General features: G+C 52.1%; 13 protein-coding genes, 1 tRNA gene and 2 pseudogenes. 15 read left to right on the forward strand and 1 reads right to left on the reverse strand.

What is annotated here, in order from left to right; genetic code table 11:
• Positions 1-43: 43 nt before the first annotated feature.
• From QCL65_RS23910 to QCL65_RS23980, 15 genes and pseudogenes are all read left to right on the forward strand, one after another.
• On the forward strand, positions 44-817 hold the full coding sequence (locus tag QCL65_RS23910; protein ID WP_407313292.1) for an ABC transporter ATP-binding protein: 774 nt from the start codon (positions 44-46) through the stop codon (positions 815-817).
• A gap of 14 nt (positions 818-831) precedes the next feature.
• Positions 832-1,584 carry an ABC transporter substrate-binding protein gene (locus tag QCL65_RS23915; RefSeq protein WP_407313294.1) on the forward strand — a complete coding sequence of 251 codons (753 nt, stop codon included), beginning with the start codon at positions 832-834 and terminating at the stop codon, positions 1,582-1,584.
• Positions 1,585-1,645: 61 nt separating this feature from the next.
• Positions 1,646-2,341 carry an ABC transporter permease gene (locus QCL65_RS23920; protein WP_407313297.1) on the forward strand — a complete coding sequence of 232 codons (696 nt, stop codon included), beginning with the start codon at positions 1,646-1,648 and terminating at the stop codon, positions 2,339-2,341.
• Positions 2,338-3,027, forward strand: a complete 690-nt coding sequence (locus tag QCL65_RS23925; protein ID WP_407313299.1) for an ABC transporter permease — start codon at positions 2,338-2,340, stop codon at positions 3,025-3,027. The genes QCL65_RS23920 and QCL65_RS23925 overlap by 4 nt, the downstream gene beginning before the upstream one ends.
• A gap of 1 nt (position 3,028) precedes the next feature.
• Positions 3,029-4,282: a methyltransferase gene (locus tag QCL65_RS23930; RefSeq protein WP_407313301.1), complete on the forward strand. Its 1,254-nt coding sequence runs from the start codon at positions 3,029-3,031 to the stop codon at positions 4,280-4,282.
• A gap of 246 nt (positions 4,283-4,528) precedes the next feature.
• Positions 4,529-4,604: transfer RNA gene (locus tag QCL65_RS23935), tRNA-Thr, on the forward strand.
• A 169-nt stretch (positions 4,605-4,773) separates the two neighbouring features.
• Positions 4,774-6,092: pseudogene (locus QCL65_RS23940) on the forward strand (tyrosine-type recombinase/integrase).
• Between the two features lie 285 nt (positions 6,093-6,377).
• A complete protein-coding gene (locus QCL65_RS23945; protein ID WP_407313303.1) occupies positions 6,378-7,181 on the forward strand; it encodes a hypothetical protein in 804 nt (267 codons plus the stop codon).
• 942 nt (positions 7,182-8,123) lie between these two features.
• Complete coding sequence (locus QCL65_RS23950; protein WP_407313305.1) at positions 8,124-9,104, forward strand: integrase domain-containing protein; 981 nt, start codon at positions 8,124-8,126, stop codon at positions 9,102-9,104.
• The gene (locus QCL65_RS23955; RefSeq protein WP_407313307.1) at positions 9,101-9,397 is read left to right on the forward strand and encodes a hypothetical protein; all 297 of its coding nucleotides are present in this window, start codon (positions 9,101-9,103) and stop codon (positions 9,395-9,397) included. The genes QCL65_RS23950 and QCL65_RS23955 overlap by 4 nt, the downstream gene beginning before the upstream one ends.
• Before the next feature lie 327 nt (positions 9,398-9,724).
• On the forward strand, positions 9,725-11,413 hold the full coding sequence (locus tag QCL65_RS23960) for an Eco57I restriction-modification methylase domain-containing protein (protein ID WP_407317000.1): 1,689 nt from the start codon (positions 9,725-9,727) through the stop codon (positions 11,411-11,413).
• Positions 11,406-13,820, forward strand: coding sequence for an ATP-binding protein (locus QCL65_RS23965; protein ID WP_407313309.1), 2,415 nt, complete (start codon positions 11,406-11,408; stop codon positions 13,818-13,820). The genes QCL65_RS23960 and QCL65_RS23965 overlap by 8 nt, the downstream gene beginning before the upstream one ends.
• Positions 13,804-14,934, forward strand: coding sequence for a hypothetical protein (locus tag QCL65_RS23970; protein WP_407313311.1), 1,131 nt, complete (start codon positions 13,804-13,806; stop codon positions 14,932-14,934). The genes QCL65_RS23965 and QCL65_RS23970 overlap by 17 nt, the downstream gene beginning before the upstream one ends.
• Positions 14,935-14,938: 4 nt before the next feature.
• Complete coding sequence (locus tag QCL65_RS23975; protein ID WP_198696807.1) at positions 14,939-15,664, forward strand: hypothetical protein; 726 nt, start codon at positions 14,939-14,941, stop codon at positions 15,662-15,664.
• A 97-nt stretch (positions 15,665-15,761) separates the two neighbouring features.
• Positions 15,762-16,259, forward strand: a complete 498-nt coding sequence (locus QCL65_RS23980) for a hypothetical protein (protein WP_407313313.1) — start codon at positions 15,762-15,764, stop codon at positions 16,257-16,259.
• Positions 16,260-16,886: 627 nt separating this feature from the next.
• On the opposite strand, the pseudogene QCL65_RS23985 reads toward QCL65_RS23980, so the two are convergent.
• Positions 16,887-17,125: pseudogene (locus QCL65_RS23985) on the reverse strand (type II toxin-antitoxin system RelB/DinJ family antitoxin).
• Between the last annotated feature and the right edge of the window lie 99 nt (positions 17,126-17,224).

Consider the following 17,224-nt stretch of genomic DNA (forward strand, 5'->3'; position numbering starts at 1 on the left):
CGCCGCCCTGTGCTCGCTGCGTCTATTCGCTAGAGGACCTTCCATGGCCACGCCCACGCCCGCACTGGAAATCCGCAACCTGCACAAACGCTACGACGCCCTCGAAGTGCTCAAAGGGGTGTCGCTGACCGCCCACGACGGCGCCGTGATCTCCATTTTGGGCTCGTCCGGCTCGGGCAAGTCGACGCTGCTGCGCTGCATCAATTTGCTGGAGAACCCTCACCAGGGTGAAATCATCGTCGCCGGCGAACAGCTCAAACTCAAAGCCGCCCGCAACGGCGAGTTAGTGGCCGCCGACAACCGCCAGATCAACCGCTTGCGCAGCCAAATCGGCTTTGTGTTCCAGAATTTCAACCTGTGGCCACACCTGAGCGTGCTCGACAACCTGATCGAGGCGCCGCGCCGGGTGCTCGGCCAGAGCAAGGCCGAAGCCATCGAAGTGGCCGAAGCGTTGCTGGCCAAGGTGGGCATTGCCGATAAGCGTCACGCCTACCCCAATCAGTTGTCCGGCGGCCAACAGCAGCGCGCCGCCATCGCGCGCACGCTGGCCATGCAACCTAAAGTCATTTTATTTGACGAACCAACCTCGGCCCTCGACCCGGAGATGGTCCAAGAGGTCTTGGGGGTCATTCGTGCCCTGGCCGAAGAAGGCCGGACCATGCTGTTAGTCACCCACGAAATGAATTTTGCGCGCCAAGTGTCCAGCGAAGTGATATTTCTGCACCAAGGCCTGGTCGAAGAACAGGGCACGCCAGAGCAAGTGTTCGAGCAGCCGCTGTCCGCCCGTTGCAAACAATTTATGTCTAGCCATCGTTGACCGGAGCATTCCGTATGCACTTTTACAAAAAACTTCTTATCGCGGCCCTGGCCACGCTGGCGTTTGGCGCCCAGGCCCTGGCGGACGAAAAACTGCGCATGGGCGTGGAAGGCGCTTACCCGCCCTTCAATAGCAAAGACGCCAGCGGCCGCGTAGTGGGCTTCGACGTCGACATCGGCAATGCCCTGTGCGCCAAGATGCAAATAGAGTGTGAAATCGTTACGTCCGACTGGGACGGCATTATCCCCGCGCTGAACGCCGACAAATTCGACTTTATCGTCTCGTCTTTGTCGATCACCGAGCAGCGCGCCCAGGCCGTCGACTTCACCACCCCGTACTACTCCAACAAACTGCAATTCGTCGCCCCCAAAGACGTCGAATTCAACACCGACAAAGCGTCCCTCGCGGGCAAGGCGATTGGCGTGCAGCGCGCCACCCTGTCGGGCCAGTGGATCGAAGACAACCTCGGTGACGCGGTCACCGTCACCCTCTACGACACCCAGGAAAACGCCTACCTGGACCTCACCAGCGGCCGCGTCGACGCCCTGCTGGCCGACAAGTACGCCAACTACGACTGGCTGCGCAGCGACGCCGGGAAGAACTTCGAATTCAAAGGCGAGCCCGTGCAGGACACCGACAAAGTCGGCATCGCCGTGCGCAAAGGTGACCCGCTGCGGGAAAAACTCAACGCCGCCCTGCAAGCGATCATCACCGACGGCACCTACAAGAAAATCAACGATAAGTACTTTCCTTTCAGCATTCTCTGACCTGCCCGATCGGCGTGGCGACGCGTGAACCGCGCCACGCCGACCTCTGAACAAGCTGCCCATGAACTTCGACCTCAACGGATTCGGCCCGGCCCTCGCGGTTGGCGCGCTGATGACAGTACAACTGGCCCTCTGCGCCCTGTGCCTGGGCCTGGCCCTCGGCCTACTCGGCGCCCTGGCCAAAACCTCACCCCGTAAGCCCCTGCGCTGGTTGGGCGACCTCTACTCCACCCTGGTGCGCGGCGTGCCAGAGCTGCTTTGGGTGCTGCTGGTCTACCTCGGCACCATCGGCCTGATGAACGCCCTGGGCAGCCTGTTCGGCCAACCGCGCCTGGCCCTGAGCCCGTTCGCCGCTGGCGTGATCGCCCTGGGCCTGTGCTATGGCGCCTACGCCACTGAAGTGTTTCGCGGCGCCCTGCTGGCCATCCCCAAGGGCCATCGCGAAGCCGGCCTGGCCCTGGGCCTGTCGCGCCCACGCATCTTCATCCGCCTGGTGCTGCCGCAAATGTGGCGCGTCGCCCTGCCCGGCTTGGGTAATCTGTTTCTGATATTGATGAAAGACACCGCCCTGGTATCGGTCATCGGCCTGGAAGAACTGATGCGCCATACCCAAAGCGCCGTCACCGCGCAGCGCGCGCCTTTCACCTTCTATATGGTCGCCGCCTTTATTTACCTGGGCCTCACCAGCCTGGCGATGATCGGCCTGCACTACACGGAAAAATACGCCAACCGTGGCTTCACGAGGACGCAAGCATGAACTGGGACGCCATCCTCGCTGCCCTGCCCAAACTGCTGCAGGGCGTACAACTGACCCTGGAACTGGTGGCGATCGCCGTCATCGCCGGGTTGATCATCGCTATCCCCCTGGGTATCGCCCGCACCTCGCGCAAGTGGTACATCAGCGGTTTGCCCTACGCCTATATCTTCTTCTTTCGCGGCACCCCGCTGCTGGTCCAGCTGTTTCTGGTGTACTACGGCCTGGCGCAATTCGAAGCCGTGCGCCACAGCGTATTGTGGCCCTACCTGCGCAGCCCGTTCTGGTGCGCGGTGCTGACCATGACCCTGCACACCGCCGCCTACATCGCAGAAATCCTGCGCGGGGCGATCCAGGCCATCCCCAAAGGCGAAGTCGAAGCCACCCGCGCCCTCGGCATGTCCCGCGCCCAAGCGATGCTCTTTATCCTGCTGCCACGGGCGGCGCGCATCGGCCTGCCGGCCTACAGCAACGAAGTGATCCTGATGCTCAAGGCCAGCTCCCTGGCCAGCACCGTGACCCTGCTGGAACTCACCGGTATGGCCCGCACCATCATCGCCCGCAACTACCTGACGGTGGACATCTTCTTCGCCGCCGGCGTGCTCTACCTGCTGATGTCATTCGTGTTAGTGCAAGGCTTCAAATGGCTGGAACGGCGCCTGCGCGTCGACGCCTGCCAGGGCCGCTAACGTGCACGGCGCCGCGTTGCGCGAGCGCTTCCTCGCGCTCGACGCCTTCCTGGTGGCCCATCAGGCCCTGTGGCGCCCGCGCCCCTTTATGCACCTGACCCTGCCCTGGGAAGCCGACCACCCCGCCCTCGCCCACTGGCTGCGCCAGCAAAGCCTCGACCACGCCGAAGCCGCTCACACCCACCCACACACGGTGGCGGCGCCAGCACCTTATCCACAGCTGGCCGAAACAGCCGCGCAGCTCAGCGCACTCGACGACCTACCCAGCATCAACCTGCCACCCGCCCGGCACCGCCTCGACGTCGACGTGCCAGGGCGCAAATGGCAACAAATCAACGCCTTCGCCGCCCACCTGCCCTTCACCCAGCCCACCACCCACTGGCTGGACTGGTGCGCCGGCAAAGGCCACCTGGGCCGCCGCCTGCTCCAAGGCGAACAACAACTCACCTGCCTGGAACATGACCCCAGCCTGGTCGCCGCCGGCCATGCCCTCAGCCAACACCATCGGCTAGCAGCCAACCACGTCCAGCAAGACGTCATGGTCAGCAGCACCGAACACCACCTCCAGGCCCACCACACCCCCGTCGCCCTACACGCCTGCGGCGACCTACACGTGCGCCTGATGCAACTGGCCAGCGCCCGCGGCTGCCAACAACTGGCCATCGCCCCCTGCTGCTACAACCGCACCGCCCACCCCAGTTACCAGCCCCTGTCCAACCACGCCCGCGCCAGCCAACTGACCCTCAGCCTCGACGACCTCAGCCTGCCCGCCAGCGAAACCGTCACCGCCGGCCAACGGGTGCGCCGCCAACGCGACCACTCCATGGCCCGCCGCCTGGCCTTCGACCTACTGCAACGCACACTGCGCAACACCGACCAATACCTACCCACCCCCTCCCTGCCCAGCGCCTGGCTAAACAAACCCTTCGCCGACTACTGCCGCGACCTTGCCAACCTCAAAGGCCTACCCCTCACCACCGAACCCCACTGGCCCACCCTCGAAGCCGCCGGCCAACAACGCCTGGCCCACGTGCGCAACCTCGAACTACTACGCAACCTCTTCCGCCGCCCCCTGGAACTCTGGCTAACCCTCGACCGCGCCCTCTACCTGGAAGAACGCGGCTACCAAGTACAACTCGGCCACTTCTGCCCCACCCACCTCACCCCCCGCAACCTACTGCTACTGGCTGAACGCCGAGATCGTGAGCAAATACCACAGCCGCCTGTGGATAACTCAGTGGACAACAATTACTGACACCCCTATAAAACTTGTCCTGCAGGCCAAAACCGCTGCTGGTCATTTTTTGTTCATAAATTAAAGGGCTGGAAAAACAGTAGGTTGCGATGTTAGGCATCATCTTTGGCAGGTTGGACAGGTTTTCCCAGTGCCTTCGGCGCAATTGTGCATAAGGGTTATAGGGTTAGCGCGCAAAAGACGATAAAAAAGTGCCTCAGGGGGGTTTACTCGCCCGGACGAATGGCTATAATCAGCGCCCTCAATGCCGGTATAGCTCAGTTGGTAGAGCAACTGACTTGTAATCAGTAGGTCCCGGGTTCGACTCCTGGTGCCGGCACCATATAAGGTTCTGGAGAAGGTTTTTAAAATCTTTGGAATCACGGGAAACCCGCCTTTTGGCGGGTTTTTTCGTTTTGGGGGTGCTCATTTCTGTCAGGAAGTGGGCGATTCCAACCGTTTTAAGGGTAGAGTTTGGGATACAGGTCACCTCGATAAAAGGGAGTACCCTTATGTCGCGCACCACAGCTCCGCTCTCCGACGCCGCTTGCCGCTTGGCAAAACCCACAGACTGCGCCTACATGCTTTTGGACGGCCATGGCCTCTATCTTCTAGTCCAACCCAATGGCCGCAAAGTCTGGCGGCTCCGTAACGTCAAACCTGACGGACGGGAAGGACTGACCTCGTTCGGCAACTCCCCGTCATTGGCATCGCCGATGCGAGCCGCAAGCGCTTGGAAGTCAAGCGAATGCTGGCGGATGGCATTGATCCCATAGAAACCAAGCACCAAGCCAAAGCGGAAGCTGTAATCAAAGGCAGAACCTTTGGAAGCGTTGCGCTGGACTGGCACACGGAAATGTCGGCCAAGTGGGCACCGGGCCACTCCAAGACGGTGATGAGCCGCCTCAAAACCCACGTATTCCCGCTGATCGGCGCACGCGCCATTGTGGATCTCGACACCCATGACCTTATGCAACCCTTGGAAGCAATCAAGAAGTGCGGAACGGTCGACGGTGCTTTAAGGGTATAAAACTACCTGCAGAGCATCATGCGCGAGGCAAAGCGCCTCCGGCTTATCACCGCCAACCCTTCTTACGACCTTGAAGGCTTGATCAAAGCCCCGCGGGTGGTACACCGCCCCACTCTACCCTTATCGCGACTGCCGGAACTACAGGAGCGGATCGACACCTATAATGGCCGCGCACTTACCCGCCTGACGGTGATGCTATCGCTGCATGTGTTTGTACGATCCAGCGAACTGCGTTTCGCCCGCTGGAGCGAGTTCGACCTCAAGCGCGGCACCTGGGAGATACCGGACACTCGACCCGCGTTGGAGGGAGTACCCTTTTCCACAAGGGGTACGAAGATGGCAGGGGATATCCATTTAGTACCCTTATCGCCGCAAGCAGTGGCGCTACTCGAAAAAATCCATGCACTCACAGGCAAATTCGCATTGGTCTTCGCAGGTGATACCAAACCCTGGAAACCCATGTCCGAAAATACCGTGAACTACGCGCTACGGACGATGGGATACGACACCAAAACCGATATCTGCGGGCATGGGTTTCGTTCGATGGCCTGTAGCGCGCTGATTGAATCAGGACTGTGGTCCGAGACCGCCATTGAAAGGCAGATGAGCCACAAGGAACGCAATAACGTCCGAGCGGCCTACATCCACAAAGCCGAGTTCATCGAAGAGCGCAGACTGATCATGAACTGGTGGAGTCGTTACCTTGAGGCTGATAAGCAGGAGCATGTCACTCCACACGAATTCGCGAACCAGACGGGTACGAACGTCTCTCGGGTAGTCGCAAAACGCGACGGGAGATAGTAAATATCCGCCTTGATCAGTTGGTTATTTTTTCATCAAAATTCAATACGACTAGCACCGCATTTGAATGAGCGACGACGGTAGCACAGCTGCAGCCGAGTGCTTAGCACTGAATGCTGATCGCCTACGACGTAAAAAATATTGAACATTGAAATACAAATCGCTTAAGGCGCACAACCTGGCTAGCGTATAAAAAATCTACAACCGCCTTGACGGACCAAAAAAACCTGATAGCTTCCTCAATGGGCGATGGTGTAATGGAAACACACTCCTCAGGAGAGTTTTGTGAGGTTCGAATCCTCACCGCCAAAAAACATTCTACGAGTGTTTTTTGGCGGTGGTAATTCAAAAATGTCTAGAAACCCTTCAAAAATATATATGCATCATGTTGCCAATCTCCGTGAATTGGAGTTAGCGATTACTCATGCAGGGCGACTGGCCAGAGCTGAAATAGCATCGCAAGACCCGCAAAAAAGCTTGCGTTCGCTGACGCGCCTCTATGCATTTCTCATTGGGGCTTGGGCGGAAACCAGATTAAAAAAACTTCTCCACGAAGAGTTCGGGTTTGACGACACTGAAAGGGCTCGGATTGAATCAAAGTCTTCACAGTTAGAGCAGTGGCAAGAGACGGTTGATCTCGCTTTTCGTAAACACCACCATGTCACCAAAGCTCCCCTTGACGAACGTACACTTGGCGTTGCGCACGCTGCAAGGCGGTCTGCTTTGCTTGATGTCTTATCAAATGAGTTACGTATCATAATTGAGATACGTAACAAGCTTGCACATGGGCAGTGGGTCTACCCATTCAATAATGACGGCACATCCGTAGAACAAGAAAAATACAGGTTAATAAAAAAAGAAAATCTACAATCCCTTCAGTTTAAATACTCACTTGTTGGGCATCTGGCAGATGCAATTCATGATTTGGTTGTAAGCCCGCAGACGTTTGAAAGGGATTTCGAAAGTCACTTTAGAAGCTTATTTCAAGTCCGAACTAACTTGACCACCAAAAATTATGCAAAATATACGGCCAGCCTAGTAAAAAGGCGAGCTAATGCCCGTTTAGCCAAGAAAGGAAACCCGGTCTAGAGTTTAAATAGGGCATCGGTAGGCGATAGTCGTGCGCCCCCCTAGGAACCTCGGTGGACCGCTCTACTATGTAGGTCCTTCCAAGCAGGACTGCGAAGCCGCCCTGCTTGGAAGGACCTAGCTTAAAAAAACAAAACTCACACAACTATCCGCGGGAAACCACAGATTTCCACCGGTGGATAATTTCACCCACAGCCGCAGAGCTCCCAAAAATTCGAGCCTTGACCCGAATCATCCACAGGCGTAGAAAGATCGGGTAAAGCGCTGTCGTCGACAGCAACCAGGTAACCAGACCCTTTAAGGCTACGCCACACCGTGGTGGTTCTCCCAAAGTGCGATTAGCATCCGGTGGCTCGCACGGTCACAGAGATGTGATGGATGCCTACTTCTACCAGAGTGCCCACTGCGGCAACTCATACCCCTTTATAGCTGCCCTGCAGCAACCTATCCGCTTGGCCATTCCCGTGCGCCAACCTGCGCTCGTCTCTTTCTCCCGGAAAGAGACGGGCGCTCCTACCGCTGCTGCAGCCCAAATCGTACAAGGCTTTGCGGCATTTCCCCTTGTGACAATAGGCGTGACAAACACTGAAAAGTCACCAGCAACAGCGATGCAGATGATGGTGCCCCAGCTCACGGAATGGACTGCACCTGACTGACAGTCAGGCATGCCTTGGTCATCGCTTCACTGCCTTCACCTGACTCAGGATCTCGCGGCGCTGTTCTCGTCAGCCAGTGCAGCCTCCACCCGCCCACTTCTTCGGAAGTGTTCAGGAGGCCAGATCATGAGATGCCCAAGCTCCCGGCCGTAAGGAGCCGTCAATCCCGCGTTAGTGGACAACCCTCACAGGTCGCAGGGGCCTTGATCCCTGATAACACTCAACATTCTTGGCGGGATGACGTGGGGAAGGTTTCAAAGATTTTGGCTTCGAGAGGAGTTTGATCATGGCGTTGGTCGGTAATCGGGATGGGCGCAATTTTGGTTATGGCCGGCAACTGAGCTACGCCGGGCCGCAGGCGCTGAAAGACATGTTCGGCGGTGGGCATTACGGGACTGTCAAAGCACACACCGATCGCTGGCAAGCGTTTGTGCGCTGGTGTCGGTCCGAAGATGGGCCGGGATTCAACGATGCGAGGAAGATCGACCGGCAGACCTTGCTGGACTACGCAGGATATCTGCGCCAGCAAGTTGAACATGATGAGCTTGCCATCGCGACTGCGCAAAACCGATTGTCCAGCGTCAACCGAACCATGGCGGCGCTCCGCGGTGACCAGTATGTGAAAGTGCTAAGCCCGAGCAAGGCGCTGGGAATGCAGCGCACCACTGTTCGAACTACGATTCCGCAAGGTCAGGATCGTGACCAAGTGATGAAGATCATCGATGCACTCTGCGAACATCAACTGGCGCGCGCTGCTGCCATTGTGTACCTGGCACGAGCCATCGGTATGCGTTTACGCGAGGTCATTTTGGCCGACCTTTCGCGCCTAAAATGTGAAGCAGAGAAATTCGGCAGAGTTAATATCCAGGAGGGTACCAAGGGCGGACGCTCTGGAGCCTCGGCACCTCGCTGGATCATGGTGAACGATTACATCCGTGACGCACTGGCATTCGCCCAACATTTCTCGCCTGACGGTAGCCGCAATCTGTTAGCCCCGCACGAAAGCTACCTGGACTTCATACAGGCCACCGTCCGTTCGGTTCGAGACATCCTCCATACGCACGAACTCAAAGGCTTCCACGACTTGCGCGCGGCCTACGCATGCGAACGCTATGAACAAATCACCCAGCATCCCGCGCCCATCAGCGGTGGCCGTTGCTACCAACTCAACCGACGCCTCGATCAGGAAGCCCGAGAGCAAATCAGCTATGAGCTTGGACACGGCCGTATGGACGTGGTATCGGCTTACATTGGGGGGAGAGCATGAGCAAGCCATTCGATATGGAGCTGTTCTTAGCCGGGGTGCTGAAGGGCGCAAATGCCACGCGCAAACGCCACATTCAACAAGCAAAGACGATCCAAGCAGGTATTCATGAACGATGGCAACTAGACAATCCATGGTCATGGCAGCGGAAACACCTTGTGTGGTTTCTTGATAGCCACATCCAGTCGCGCTCGGGATCAACGTGCTATTACTACCTGCTGACCATCAGCCTGATTTCATCACGCTTACGAAAGTCATGGACATTCCAAAGGCAGGCTGACGCCAAAAACCGTTGATTACCGCAGTGAGTCAAGGATTACGTCGCTCAACATTTGGCCTAGTCACTAAATCTGCTACTATCCCAAACCTGTTTCCAGTATTGCGCGAAACCTCATGACATCTAAAACCGTACTATCTGAAGTATCATTTGGTCCTACTATGATACAAAAAATGCGAAGGATTTCCTTGGATGCGAACCTCTTGCGGACGCTCGGCTTGGAGGAAGGCGATAGCCTAGACGTCGCGTTGATGGTAGAGACCGGTGAGATTCGCCTGCGAAAAATATCCCCGAGTAAGCACAAATTATCGCCTCAGAACGGGGGCAAGTAGTCGTGACATTGGCTGTGCATGCTCAGCGCTCGATACCATCCGCTGAAGAAAGACCGGTCTCGCTAGCACGAAAGCGAGAACTAGGCGCTTTCTACACTCCACCGTCCGTGACGAAGATATTATGTGATTGGGCGATAAGAGCTCCTTCCGACGTTTTGCTAGAGCCTAGCTTTGGCGGGTGTAATTTTTTAGAAGCATCCGTGAGAAGAGCACAAGAACTCGGATCCGACACAACCGAAACAATATACGGCTGCGACATAGATCCCTCTGCATTTGAAATGCTAAACGACAGAAAGTTGAAATTGCACGCAGAGAACTTTAAACTTAAAAACTTTCTGTTGATTGATTCAAATGAATTATCAACCGAAAAAGCAGATGCCGTAATTGGAAACCCTCCTTATGTTCGCTATAGCAAGCTTGACGAAGCGCAGCGCGCTGCCATTCATATATGGGAACAAAAGTACAATTTAAAACTCAATCGACGCGCAAGCCTTTGGACGTACTTTAGCTATCACGCCCTGCATTTTATAAAAAATGGAGGGCGGATAGCGTGGGTTTTACCAGTTAGCTTTATGACAGCCCAGTATGCCGCAGGACTTCGCGAACTATTCTTTAAAAGCTTTAAAAAGCTTGCTTTCTTCACTCTTACCGAACGAATATTCCTACTGGAAGGCACCGAAGAAAGAGCACTTATTGTTTTAGGTGATGGTTTTGGCTGCAATTCACAAGACGCCCATATAACATCTAGCTATGTCGACAATTTATCAGAACTCTATATCGAAATAGAAAAATGGACAGTGAGCAGCAACGAAGATTATCCAAGCAACAGCAAGTCTAACTTTGGCATTGTTAGCGCCATAGTGGAATCTTCAATATCCAGACTAAAGCTTGACCCCCTAGTAAAAGAATTAGGCGAACTTTCAGATGTCGGCATTGGAGTGGTTACGGGCAATGCAAAATTCTTCATTAGGCCACACGCCCATTGGAGAGCTGACGGCATTGGCAATTCTCACCTGACCTATATTTTACCAAAAAGCAGATTTGTTACTGGGCTGGAGGTATCAACTTCAGACCGAGAGTGCCACAAAGAAATGGACGTCCCATGCTTTGCTCTGGATGCGCCATCAAACACGAAATCCGAGCCAGTTTTGGAATATCTTTCAGGTTATGGAGACTCCAATATCAAGGCCAATGCTACTTTTGCAAAACGTAGCTGCTGGTTCAGATTTTTAGACGGTAGAATCCCCGACGCTTTTTTCGTATTCATGACTCATAACGGCCCACGAGTTATCCTTAATAGCGTACATGCAAACACAACGAATGGATGTTATAGAGTAAACTTTAAACCCGACATCAACATTTCCTTTAAGTTAATAGCTATCTCATTGCAGACTACGTTCACGCAACTTGAAGCTGAGAAGCTTGGAAGGCCTCGTGGCTCAGGAGCTCTCAAATTGGAGCCCTGCGATGCCAAACTGCTTCCTCTATATTTACCTCACAAAACGGAAGTAGAGATAGAGCACGTATTCTCAATCATTGATAGACATATGCGCGAAGGAAATGAAGAGTATGCTCGTACTGCCGCTGATCAGTTTATATTTTCAGGTTCGTCAGTATTTCGCAAAGAAATCCCTCATTTAACACAAAGCTTGATGATCGCTAGAAAACGCAGGATTAGAAATAAGGAAGTTAGTGATGACTGAACAAGACAAGGATTTTGATGCTAAAACCGCGCTGACCGCAGCTCTAACTGCGCCCAATTTGGATTATGGAAATATTCTAAAACTAGCACATAAGTTATCTGAAGAAGATAAAGACACCATTCGATTCTCAGTAGACGCGAGCCATATTTCCAGACTTGGTCTAGAGCTAGTTTCAAAACAAGAAACCGCAATCTCGGAACTTATAAAAAATGCGTACGATGCTGATACGCCTCGTGTGGAAGTAGATTTTTATAAAACTGACACTGCCGGTGGAGTTCTAGAGATAATTGACTACGGTACAGGAATGTCACGTGAACAATTATTAAATGGCTTCATGCGAATATCTACAGCGGAGAAAGTAACTGAACCACTTTCCCCAAAGTACGGCCGGCAACGTGCGGGGCGAAAAGGCATAGGGCGGTTTGCCGCACAGCGACTTGGACGAAAACTAAGTATTGTGACGCAGCAAGATGGGGCACAGTTTTGTTTAAAATTAACTATCGACTGGGATAAATTCTTAACCGGCATTGACTTGCACATGATCGCAAGTCAAATAATAGTGCTCCCTGCTCATGAAATGAGCGGTACTACTATGCGGATCGAAGAACTGCGTGACTCCTGGTCGGAAGCCCAAATCAGACGCGCTTTTAGGTTCGTATCAGATTTATTACAACCCTTTAAACTATCCCCACCTGAAATCCTTCCTAAGCTTGACCTTTTCCAAGTCCCTTATGCTCCTGATCCCGGTTTTGTAGTAAATTTTTATAAAACAGTTGACGGCGATCGAGAAAAAATTGCTAGCCATGAGCAAAATATTTTGTCGACCGCGTCAGGCTACGTCACAGCGCGTGTTGAAAATGGAGGTCAGGCTTTTATAAGCCTGTCCTCCAGTATGCACCCCGTAAAACTGGATAACGTACCACTAAAGTTCGATGCAAAGTTACGCACAAAATCCAAAGACAAGGTGACCAGCTACAATCTTCTTGATGGAATACAATTGTCCGCACATTACTTTATCGCTGACGAATTACCACAAGGCACTAGAGGTATGGTCAGGGATATCTTGAATCGCACTGGAGGAATTCGAATATATCGCAATGGTTTCCGCGTGCTCCCCTATGGCGAAAGTTTTGACGACTGGCTAAGCCTACAACGTTCCAGTGCATTGCGAGAAGTTCTTCCTCCACATCACAATACAAACTTCCTAGGCTTCGTTGAAATAACTGACGTAGACGGGAATCATTTTCAAGAAACAGCTAGTAGAGAAGGCCTTATAGAAAATGAGGCGTTCCATCAACTGCAAGACTTTGCCTATCGAACAATCATCGCAGCTGTCATGGAAATTGCTAGAGTAAGGGGCAGAAAATTATACGCAGGAGATAAATCACCGACTTTGCGTGAGCCAAAAACTAATCCCGAAAGCGTAAAAGATCAAGCGGCAGAGGTAGCCGGGAGGCTCAGGGCAATTGCAGGCGCGGCTGTACCAACCAATGATACTCCTCCGGCTATAACGGATAACCCAGACGAAACAGATGCGCCGAGAACTTTACTCGATTCCAATCAACCACAGGATACCGGCTCATTAGCTCATGCCGCGCAAGAACTGAGTACCCTTGCCGACGAAATAGAACTAATCGGACAAGCATCGGAGTCGGCGCTGCAGGAAGTGGGAATGCTGAGAGTACTGGCCAGCCTCGGATTGACAATAGGCGAATTTACGCATGAAGTAAGACATGCCCTCGCTGCCCTAGGTACAATTGTTACAAACCTGAACAAAAGCCGGGAGAATTCCGATCTTGCGGAAGAGCTCACAGAGCATGTAATGCTTCTCAGAAGTTACATGCACTACTTTGATGACGCAGTAATGCAGAACGCGCATCGAAAACTTGAGGCGCATGAACTCAGGGATGTAATAAGTGAGTTTATTAAAGTAGTACGCCCTACATTCACCAGGCAAAATGTCAAAGTGGAAACGTCGTTCCAGGGCTATGACTTATTCACGAAACCGATGCACAAATCTGAATGGGCGTCCACCTTACTTAATCTTTTTACAAACTCCCTAAAAGCAATTCACCGAGCACAAGTGAAAGGTGCCATATTAATTTCTTGCTCTGTCGTTGACGGGGAACTTCAGATAGATTTTTCTGACAATGGCGACGGAATTCCTGTAGAAAATCGCGAAAAAATATTTGATGCTTTTTTCACAACAAGTGCTCCCCCCTCTACCTCCGAAACACACGAAGAGCAACTAGTCGGGACAGGTCTTGGTCTAAAGATCGTGAGAGACATTATTGAGGCCGCTGGTGGGTCAATCGAAGCCATTGAACCCGCAGTAGGTTACTCCACATGCATTCGCCTGACTGTTCCTAAAGCGCGCGAGGACCAAATCGATGCCGACCAGTATTAATTATCTGTGCATTGACGATCAACAGGATTCAACTATTGATCCATTGCTAACCAAGCTAGCGAATGACGGATTAATATCCTTTGAACGATGGACACCAAAAAACCTAGAGGGCCAACTACCGGCGATTCAGGACTTCTTCGCCCAACAAACAGGCCCGTCTGGGCTACTTCTTGACCTTCGGTTAGATGTGGACGCCGATCCGGATGGGAATCGTGTATCTTATCGTGGCCCCACACTGGCGCAAGAGTTACGCACAAGAATGGCAGAAGGGGTTATCGCGCCGTTCCCAATTGTACTCTGGTCAGTAAATACCAAATTTCGTCAGTCATATTTTGGAGATGAATCGTCTCATGATCTCTTTGACGACATTTTCGGTAAAGATCGTGAAGTAACTGACGAACCAATTGTAGTCGCGGAAAAACTTGCATCTTTAGCGCACGGCTATCATCAGTTACGAAGTCTTAATGAACGAAATTTAGTAAGCACTCTTGGTTTAGGAGAAGAAGCAAACCTGCCTCTTTATTCTCAGTTCTTAGATGAATACACTCAAATATTTAATGATTCTACAACTCATGAAATAGCTCATTTTCTCCTTAACGAACTTATTCGAGTCGAAGGCCTTCTTGTGACAGAGGCGATGGTCGCAGCACGTCTAGGTGTCAACATATCTGAATCGAAGGAGTCGTGGGAGGTAATAATAAAAAATCTTGAACATGCTCAGTATACGGGTCCTTTCCGCGAGGCATGGCCACGCTTTTGGTGGTTCCGAATTGAAGACTGGTGGGCTAATCTACAGCCCGATATTTCCGAGCTAGGACTATTAGATAGCCAAGAACGCGTAAATAAGCTAAACGAGATATTTTCCACAGCGCTTATCGCCAGCCAACCGATAGTCCATACTTACAGCACATATTTTACCACTCTGTGCGTAGGGACTTTTTTGCCACTGGATCCGATAGACGGCCTGCGAGTTGTTAGACGGTCCTCGCGCACATGGCAGGATACTTTCTATGTATCCACTCATGCTGCACTTGAGCGTATTAATAAGGACCTCTGGCGCCTAGATCCTTTAGAGAGGGATAGGCTTGCATGGATAAAGGAAGAAGGAGCTTAATTTCATGGCTAAGAAACAGTCACCAGAACTCGTTCGAAAAAAAATGTCGTCTGACCTGATTGCCTTAGCTGAAGTACTAAAATCAGGGATGCACGGGACAATTGTAAATCCGGACGTACTAAAATCTTCCGCTAATACGATCACGCGAACCACTAAAGGGTCCACGTGGAACTACAAGATTTCTGGACTTCAACTTCGCGTGAATGTACCCCAGAGCACACAACCTGTAAATTGCCCTGGCCCCCTCACGATTGAAGTGAGCCTTTCACTTGCTGGAGACCTTAACAATGATGAAGCAGATCAGCTCACTGATTTAGTACTAGATATTATAATAAAATCATCTTGTGGATCTCTTCTATGCGCGTGGCACTTCGACCGTCATAACCAAGAGGGCAACCCTACGCTTGAAGCTCACCCGCTATATCACTTCCAACACGGCGGTAACGCCATGTTGCCTTACGCTGGTATGCTTGGCAATAGTCTACTGCTGCCTGCGCCACGCTTGGCATTCCCTCCTATGGACGCGGTTCTTGCAATCGATTTCGTACTTTCAAATTTCTCAGGGGAGTGTTGGGGCTTCATGCGTAAACAAGCACCGTACCTAAGGCTCATTAAAGAGTCTCAGAAATCGCTATGGCAACCTTATTTGAAACGTCTAGCAAACTGGTGGGAAACTCCCCAAAAAGATGAAAAAGCGAAGACTGCTGCGCTTATGCCACATCTTGCTTAAGCTGCAATACGGGCGTCGTTCGGCGCCCAATATAGTACGAGTAAGCGCGTCATATAAATAAATATCGCGCTAGCCTCATATGAGAAATTATTAAAATATGATGTCACTACTAGAACTTATTAAGAATAAACACGCCCATCTAGCACGGCTAGCCAATCAAAATGGTGCTTTAGGTGAAATTTCTGTACTATCAGCGATGTCCCATTGGATACCGCGCCCAAAGGGGCTGGCTCTGCAGGTGCTTCTGACCTCCCTGAGAAACTCCGGCATTTCAATTAAATCGTCAAGCTTCGATGCTATAGCCCTTCCACATGGGTGTGAACTCGACTTCCTAGATTCCGTGGCAGTAGCTCAATCCCTTCAATTTATGCAATTTATTGAGATAAAAAGTGCAAGTCAGCCCAGAGTCAAGCCTGGGTTTTCTGGTTTCTTCTTCGCACTTACCGAAAGTGAAATATCTGCAGCAGATCAATTGGGAGCACGTCATAGAGTAGCTCTTTATAACAAAGTTACGGAGGAGCTTCTGCTAACATCTGTACCTGAAATAATCGCACGCGCAAAATCATCTACATGGCAGCTATCAGTCCAAATTTAGCGATAGAGCTTTTGATTAATACCGATCCGAATTTTTAGTGACGTGTTTCGGCAAACAACAACCCTTATCAAAATTAAAGTTATAAGGTGTACAGCATTATATAATTTAGCATCCCCAAAATCGTCCACGCCCAGTCAGTCAAAGGCAGTAGAGCTAGGTTAGCTTTCCAACCACCACTAGGGCTCTACCACTTTTCTGCCGCCAATAATCTCCTTGCACACAGAAATCTCAACGTCAGCTTTTATTCTCGCTGAATCAATCAGCACACTTCGAGCTCGTCAGTTTGCGGAATATAAACTGCGAGCCTTTATTAGGATAGCTTTAGGGATAGAATTCCTTTTCATTACTTTAAGTAACCTACAATTCAGCTAGTTAGCTCATTTTTCGACTCCTGGTGCCGCACTATATAGGCTTCAACAGAAGCTGTTGAAGCCTCTGGAACCACGAAAAAACCCGCGTGCTCGCGGTTTTTCTCCTTTTGGGCTACATCACCTTCCTGCTTAGGTTGGCGCGGCTTTCAAACACACGCATTTCGCAGAAAACGCTGACAGCGTCTCTTTGAGGTCCTAGTGCACCGAATCCCCAGATCCCCACCACCCCTTCAGCGCACGCGCATCGAACCGAAGACTACAAATCACCCAGCGAAACCTTAACCCGCACAGGACTACCCACCCGCTCACGCACTGTCGCCACCAAATCTTCATCATCTCCAGTCATTAGGCCTGGCTCGAAAGGCAACTCCCCCCGCTCCACCACATACCGCAACACCCTTGCATCAATTCAGAAGGTATGACACCAAGCTTTTCCAGCTCCCGGCAAGCACGAGCTTTCAAGTCGTCATCGATACGAATACTGATGGAAGCCACAGCACGATCCTCCCTGTAATGACGTTCTCGTCACCGCACGATAAAAAGCCACGTCTAGGCAAGCCTAAAACCAATCGCTATTCACACTACTCAGCGAGC

It is taken from the genome of Pseudomonas sp. nanlin1, from assembly GCF_045571515.1.
Lineage (GTDB): Bacteria > Pseudomonadota > Gammaproteobacteria > Pseudomonadales > Pseudomonadaceae > Aquipseudomonas.